This is a genomic window from Pseudomonadota bacterium, assembly GCA_039815145.1.
GTDB lineage: Bacteria > Pseudomonadota > Gammaproteobacteria > Steroidobacterales > JBCBZW01 > JBCBZW01.
On sequence record JBCBZW010000201.1, the window covers coordinates 1 to 6,518 of the forward strand.

Below are 6,518 nucleotides of genomic sequence, written 5' to 3' on the forward strand. Positions count from 1 at the left end.
CTAGCCGGACAGGACACTTGAGTGCTGTCGGCCCGGGCGCGTGGCCCGGCTGTTAGACCTAAGGGTAACCACTCGTCGCTGGAGGAATACAACGTGAATCACCGGTGCTGTCTTCTGCTGTCACTGATCGCTGCCTGCGTCCTGAGCTTCCCCGCGGCCAACGCCGCCCACCACGAGGAGGCCAGCGCCAACGCGCCCAGCATCCAACGCTACCCGCTGCCCAACGATAACCCGTTCCCCATCGCCTTGGCCGTCGAGACGCCCCCTGGCACCACCCTGATTCACCACAGCGGCCTGGTCCCGGCGCCCGCCGACCCGAGCGCTGAACGCGGTTCGCGCGCGTTCTGGGGCGATACCAAGACCCAGGCGATGAGCGTCTTCTCCCGCATGGAGCAATCGCTCACGGCCCTCGGCCTCGGCTTCGGCGACGTGATCAAGATGACCGTGTTCCTGGTCGGTGACGATGAGAAGGGCGGTCGCATGGACTTCGGCGGCTTCATGGAGGCTTACACGCAGTACTTCGGCACCGAAGCGCAACCGAACCTGCCCGCCCGTTCCGCCGTGCAGGTGGCGGGCCTCGCCGGCGACGGCATGCTGGTGGAGATCGAAGTGATCCTCGCCCGACCGCTGGCGACCGACGACTAGGCCCGATGAGCGCGCCCGCCTCGCCCACCGCCGGCGAGCGCTACCCGCAGCGGATCGTGTGCCTGACCGAGGAGACCACCGAGACCCTGTATCTGCTCGGCGAGCAGGACCGCATCGTGGGCATCTCAGGCTTCACCGTGCGCCCGCCGCAAGCGCGTCGGGAGAAGCCGAAGGTGTCCGCCTTCACCAGTGCGAAGATCGACAAGATCCTCGCGCTGGAACCCGACCTGGTGCTGGGCTTCTCGGACCTGCAGGCGGACATCGCCGCCGACCTCATCCGCGCCGGCATCGCTGTCCACGTGTTCAACCACCGCAGCGTTGAGCAAATCCTCGACATGATCACCGTGCTCGGCGGTTTGGTCGGCTGCCACGCGCGCGCCCAGGGCCTGGTTCGAGACCTGGAAACGGGCCTGGAGGAGATCGCCATGCAGGCCCGGGAACTGCCCCGACGCCCCCGCGTCTACTTCGAAGAGTGGGATGAGCCACCTATCGCTGCCATCAGGTGGGTGTCAGACCTGATCCAGCTCGCGGGAGCTGACAACGTTTTCATCGATTTGGCCGAGAAACCGCTCGGAAAAGACCGTATCATCGCCGCCCATCAGGAGATCATCGACGCCGCGCCGGACATCATCATCGGCTCCTGGTGCGGCAAGAAATTCCGCCCCGAACGGGTGGCCGAGCGTCCCGGTTACGCACAGATTCCGGCGGTCCGCCGCGGCCACCTGTACGAGGTGAAATCGGCGATCATCCTGCAACCCGGGCCCGCCGCCCTGACCGATGGCGTGCGCGCCCTGGCCGACATCATTCGACACTGGGCAGAAGACCCAGGCGCCACCACCAACGGGTAATCCCCCCAACCCCCCCCGAGTCCCCCATGAGTCGCATCTACAATTTCAGCGCCGGTCCCGCCGCGCTGCCCCAGGCCGTGCTCGAGCGCGCCCGTGACGAACTGCTCGAATGGCAGGACGCCGGCGCTTCCGTCATGGAACTGAGCCATCGCAGCAAGGCCTTTTTGTCCATCGCCCAAGCGGCCGAGGCCGATCTGCGCGAACTGCTCGCCATCCCCGAGCACTACAAGGTGCTCTTCCTCCAGGGCGGCGCCACCGCCCAGTTTGCCATGGTGCCCCTGAACCTGCTGCCGGACGCGAGCAGCCGGGCCGACTATGTGGACACCGGGTCCTGGTCAGCGAAGGCCATCAAGGAGGCTGGCCGCTACGGCGACGTGCAAGTGGTCGCCTCCAGCAAGGACACGCAGTACGACCGCATCCCCGCCCCCGATCAATGGCAGGTGCGTCAGGACGCTGCGTACCTTCACTACACGCCCAACGAGACCATCGGCGGTGTCGAATTCCATTGGGTGCCTGAGGTGAGCGACGCACCGCTGGTCGTGGACATGTCCTCGACGCTCCTCTCCCGCCCCATCGACGTCTCGCGCTTCGGCCTGATCTACGCCGGCGCTCAGAAGAACATCGGTCCGGCGGGCCTGACGCTGGTGATCGTGCGTGAGGATCTTCTCGATCGCGCGCGTGCCAGCACCCCGGCGATGCTGAACTACGCCACCCACGCGAAGGCCGATTCCATGGCCAACACGCCGCCCACCTACGCCTGGTACCTCGCGGGCCTCGTGTTCCAGTGGCTCAAGGCGCAAGGTGGTCTCGACACCATGGCCCGCGTCAACGAACGCAAAGCGCAGACCCTCTACGGCGCCATCGATGGCAGCGACTTCTACCGCAGCCCCGTCGCCGCGGACTGCCGCTCCTGGATGAACGTGCCCTTCACCCTGCCCGACGCCGAGTTGGACGGCGCCTTCCTCGCCGGCGCCGAAGAAGCCGGCCTGTCCTCCCTCAAGGGACATCGCTCCGTCGGCGGCATGCGCGCCAGCCTCTACAACGCCATGCCCCAGGACGGCGTCGATGCCCTCGTTGCCTACATGCAGGACTTTGAACGCCGCCACGGCTAAGAAACTCAATAACACCATGTACAAGATACTCAAGCTCAACAACATCGCCGCTACGGGCCTCGCCGAGTTACCGCAGGATCGCTACGAGATCGGCACGGAGATCTCTCAACCGGACGGCATCCTCGTTCGCTCCACCAAGATGCACGACATGGAGTTGCCCGCGTCCTTAAAGGCCGTAGCACGTGCTGGGGCGGGCGTGAACAACATCCCCGTGGAGGCGCTCACGGCGCGCGGCATCCCCGTCTTCAACGCGCCCGGTGCGAATGCGAATGCGGTAAAGGAACTCGTGATCGCCGGCATGTTGCTCGCCTGTCGCAACATCTGCCCCGCCTGGGACTACGCCCGCGGCCTCGACGGCGACGATGACGTGCTCCACCGCGCGGTGGAGGCTGGCAAGAAGCAGTTCGCCGGCTTCGAGTTGCCCGGGCGCACACTCGGCATCGTCGGTCTTGGCGCCATCGGCGTGCAGGTAGCGAACGCCGCCCTCGCCCTCGGCATGCGCGTGATCGGCCACGATCCCACCATCACTGTGGAACGCGCTTGGCAGCTCTCCGCTCAGGTGGAGCAAGCGGGCAGCGTGGATGAGGTAGTCGCTGCGGCCGACTTCATCACCTTCCACGTCCCCTTGCTGCCCTCCACCCGCCACCTGCTGAACAACGCGCGACTGCAGCGCATGAAGAAGGGCGCCGTGGTACTCAACTTCGCCCGCCAGGGCATCGTGGACGACGAGGCCGCGCTGCGCGCCCTCGACGACGGGCGCCTGTACGCGTACGTCTGCGACTTCCCGACGCTCGCCCTCAATGGGCACCCGCGCGTAGTCGCCCTGCCGCACCTCGGCGCCTCCACCTCGGAAGCCGAGAGCAACTGCGCGGTGATGGTGGCCCAGCAACTGCGCGACTACCTCGAACACGGCAACGTGCGCAACGCCGTGAACTTCCCCAGCATCTCCCTGCCCCGTGGCACCGAGCGTCGACTGGCGGTAGTCAATCAGAACCAGCCGGACATGGTCGGCCAACTCTCCCATCACCTGGGTGAGGCGCGGGTCAACATCGTGCGCATGGTCAACGAATCTCGTGACCAGATCGCCTGCACGATCATGGACGTGGACGGGGAGCTGACCGAGTCGCTGTTGAGCGCGCTGTCGGCGGTGCCCGGGGTGTTGAGCCTGCGAGTGCTCTAGGCCCGCACCCGCCGACGGGATGGGCGCCGGTTAGGCTGGCGCTCATCCATCGATTCGCGTATCGGCCGACGTGGCCCTAGCGCACGCGCGTCAGCCCCTCGACAAGCCGGCCCTGACACCGGATCATCGAGGGGTGTGCTCGAACCCGTGCGGCGACACCCATGTCTGCTAACGTCCCGACCCCCTCCACCCCGGCGCCGCCACGCCCGCGCCGCGAACCGGCCAAGCCGACCAATCAGCCCTCGGCGAACCGTCCGCCACCGCCCCTGACCCATCACGACATCATGGCGTTGATGCCGCCCTTCACGCGGGCGGGCGAGGCGCTGGATCTGGACCGCAGCGACCGGGCTCGCCGCATCCTCACCTTCAAGCCAACGCAGATCGAGGGCAGCGAGACGCATCCCCCGCTGATCGCCTCCCTGCGCCTCGAACTGCCCGTCTTCGGCCGACCCCGTCGGCTGATCCGTACGCTCATGGTGAAAGACGCGAACACGACGGCGACGATGACCGTCGAGGGCAAGGAACTCGAGACGATGCTCGGCCATCTGCGCGCGATGCCACCGGAACGGCAGATCGTCTGCCGCGACGACATCATGCTCACCCGCAGCTACCAGGTATCGCTGGACGATGACTCGCCCTTGCCGTCGCTCGCCTCGGCGAACGCGGTGTTCGACGACCTCTCCCTCGGCATCACACGGGAGCGCGGCGGCGTCGTCTACCCCCTGACGCTGGTGCCGATGGACGCCCGCAAGCTCGCCTTGCCGCAGGACTTCTTCGCCGTGCTGGACGCCAGCTGGCGGCCCTTGAAGCGCGCCGAAGGCAGTGGGGCATGGCTGGGCGGCGTACGTCCCCCGTTGCGCGAGCCCGACCGGACCCGGGTGCTGGAGCTGCGATTGGATGAGGCCGTCGCGCACTGTCGCCACACCTTCGCCTGCGACCCGCGCGAGTTTCACAGCACCCATCGGCGGGCCCGCTGGCGCGTCGTCGGTCAACGCCTGTGGCCGCTGTGCGTGAGTATTGCGGTCGCGGGCGGGGCGGTGGGCCTCGCCCTGGCGTTACCTAAGACACCGCTTTGGCATATGGTGATGTCGCAGGTGCCGATCGTGCTGATCTGCATGATCTCCCTGTTCAAGGAGCCGCCGAAGCTGGAGGTGCCTCCCCTGCCCTCACCTCTGCCGCGCTCGGCGTGGCCTCATGCGACGCCATAGACGCCGCCGGCTGCCCGCGCCTAGCTAGAACTTGCCGCCGTTGACGTCCTCGGCGGGCACCGGCTCGCCGTTGTCCCAGTGCTCGACGATCTTCCCGCCGTCCAGCCGGAAGATGTCGGCCTGGCACATCGCCTGATCACCTTGAGCCGCCTTGCACAAGGTGGCGACGAAGTTGCCCTCGCCCACGCAGAGCACGATCTCTTCGTAGCGCAGGGGGCGGGTGATGAAGGCGTCGATGCCGTCCGCGAGCTGCGGGTTGTGCTGCTTGAGATCAAGCGCCAGGTAGGTGGCGAGCTCAGCGGCCGTCGCGTCGGGCTTCGCGATCATGTCCGCCAACAGCGCCCTTACCGTCGCCTTGTTCGCGTCGGTGAGGTGGTGATCAACGGTTTCCGTAGGTCCGTCTACCTGCGTGCGCCCCGTCACCCCCGGGCCGGTGAATGCGGTGATCACGTCCCAGTGTTCGATGATCTTGTCATCGGCGTCCGTATCGAAGAAGTCGGTCGTCACCCACTGCGTATCGCCCATCTTCTGGTACGCGTGGAGGAACACGTACTGCCCATCGCTCCAACCCCGCGGGATCTCGATATGGCGCTCGGGGTTGCGCTCGAGGAACTCGGTGAAGAAGGCGATGAAGCCCTCGCGGCCGTCGGCGACGCCCGTGCTGTGCTGGGTGTAGCGATCGCCCGTGTAGGCGGTGATCGCCTCCACAGGGTGGCCGTCGCGAATGCCCTCGATGTAGAGGCGGCGGGCGTGGTCGAGCTTGCGGTTCATGGGCGGGTCCTGGCGCGGTGTACGAAGACAGGCCGCTAGTCGACCACGGTGGCCAAGCGGGCGAAAAGGTGTACTTGGGTCAGCGTAGGGTCAAAAATGGACAGATGACCCTCAACATCCCTCCATCAGCCCCTGATAAGGATTGGAAATCGCCACTGCGGGAGCTGAGTTGGTCACCGCCGGGGACGGGCACACAGCTCGAAATCCTGGCCCGTGAGGCGCTTTTCGACCGCGTACCGCACGCCCTCCTCACCCAACCGGAGCGGCTCGATTTTCATTTGATCATCGTCTGCCATGGCGGCGTGGGACGGCATGCGGTGGACGGCGAGATCGTCCCCATGGGCCGAGGCGTGGTGTTGCACATCCAACCGGGCCAGATCCACCAGTGGGCCGCGGACGCGACCTACGACGCTTGGCTGATCCTCGCCCCCCACTTGCCCCTGGTGCCCGTGTCGCGGGCGGTGGGGTCCCGTGTGCGCGAGGCAAGTGACGAGGCACTGCATGCGGCCAACCATCTGGCGGAGATCACGCAACACTCCTCGATGAGGCGGGCGGAGGATCGACTCCCGGCGCAACGTGCGATCATCGATCTCCTCACGATCGCCCTCGGCCTGACGGCGCCCGATCCTCTCCCCGCGGGCCCCTACGGCACGCTCTACCTCGCCTTCCGCGAAGACGTGGCCGGTTTGCCTGACGTGCGCGAGTCCCTCTCGCGGCGTGCCGCGCGCCTCGGCTGCAGCAGTCGCACCCTAAC

7 protein-coding genes are annotated in these 6,518 nt (G+C 66.8%); 6 read left to right on the forward strand and 1 reads right to left on the reverse strand.

What is annotated here, in order from left to right; all coding sequences use genetic code 11:
• Positions 1-141: 141 nt before the first annotated feature.
• The 5 genes from AAF184_24065 (at position 142) to AAF184_24085 (ending at position 4,993) form a co-directional block, all read left to right on the forward strand.
• Positions 142-645, forward strand: a complete 504-nt coding sequence (locus AAF184_24065; protein MEO0425431.1) for a RidA family protein — start codon at positions 142-144, stop codon at positions 643-645.
• Between the two features lie 5 nt (positions 646-650).
• Positions 651-1,493: a cobalamin-binding protein gene (locus AAF184_24070; protein ID MEO0425432.1), complete on the forward strand. Its 843-nt coding sequence runs from the start codon at positions 651-653 to the stop codon at positions 1,491-1,493.
• 26 nt (positions 1,494-1,519) lie between these two features.
• A complete protein-coding gene (gene serC, locus AAF184_24075) occupies positions 1,520-2,605 on the forward strand; it encodes a 3-phosphoserine/phosphohydroxythreonine transaminase (GenBank protein MEO0425433.1) in 1,086 nt (361 codons plus the stop codon).
• 16 nt (positions 2,606-2,621) lie between these two features.
• Positions 2,622-3,785 (forward strand): 3-phosphoglycerate dehydrogenase family protein, encoded by a 1,164-nt coding sequence (locus AAF184_24080; GenBank protein ID MEO0425434.1) that lies wholly within the window; start codon positions 2,622-2,624, stop codon positions 3,783-3,785.
• Between the two features lie 161 nt (positions 3,786-3,946).
• Positions 3,947-4,993: a hypothetical protein gene (locus AAF184_24085; GenBank protein MEO0425435.1), complete on the forward strand. Its 1,047-nt coding sequence runs from the start codon at positions 3,947-3,949 to the stop codon at positions 4,991-4,993.
• A 24-nt stretch (positions 4,994-5,017) separates the two neighbouring features.
• On the opposite strand, the gene AAF184_24090 is transcribed toward AAF184_24085, so the two are convergent.
• Positions 5,018-5,764: a nuclear transport factor 2 family protein gene (locus AAF184_24090; protein MEO0425436.1), complete on the reverse strand. Its 747-nt coding sequence runs from the start codon at positions 5,762-5,764 to the stop codon at positions 5,018-5,020.
• Positions 5,765-5,868: 104 nt separating this feature from the next.
• Here AAF184_24090 and AAF184_24095 point away from each other — a divergent pair.
• On the forward strand, positions 5,869-6,518 hold a 650-nt coding region (locus AAF184_24095), incomplete at its 3' end, for an AraC family ligand binding domain-containing protein (protein ID MEO0425437.1).

Bases quoted from the DNA above. Each gene is read 5' to 3' on its own strand.
- AAF184_24070 (MEO0425432.1), top strand. From the start codon at position 651: ATGAGCGCGCCCGCCTCGCCCACCGCCGGCGAGCGCTACCCGCAGCGG.
- serC (MEO0425433.1), top strand. From the start codon at position 1,520: ATGAGTCGCATCTACAATTTCAGCGCCGGTCCCGCCGCGCTGCCCCAG.
- AAF184_24080 (MEO0425434.1), top strand. From the start codon at position 2,622: ATGTACAAGATACTCAAGCTCAACAACATCGCCGCTACGGGCCTCGCC.
- AAF184_24085 (MEO0425435.1), top strand. From the start codon at position 3,947: ATGTCTGCTAACGTCCCGACCCCCTCCACCCCGGCGCCGCCACGCCCG.
- AAF184_24090 (MEO0425436.1), bottom strand. From the start codon at position 5,764: ATGAACCGCAAGCTCGACCACGCCCGCCGCCTCTACATCGAGGGCATT.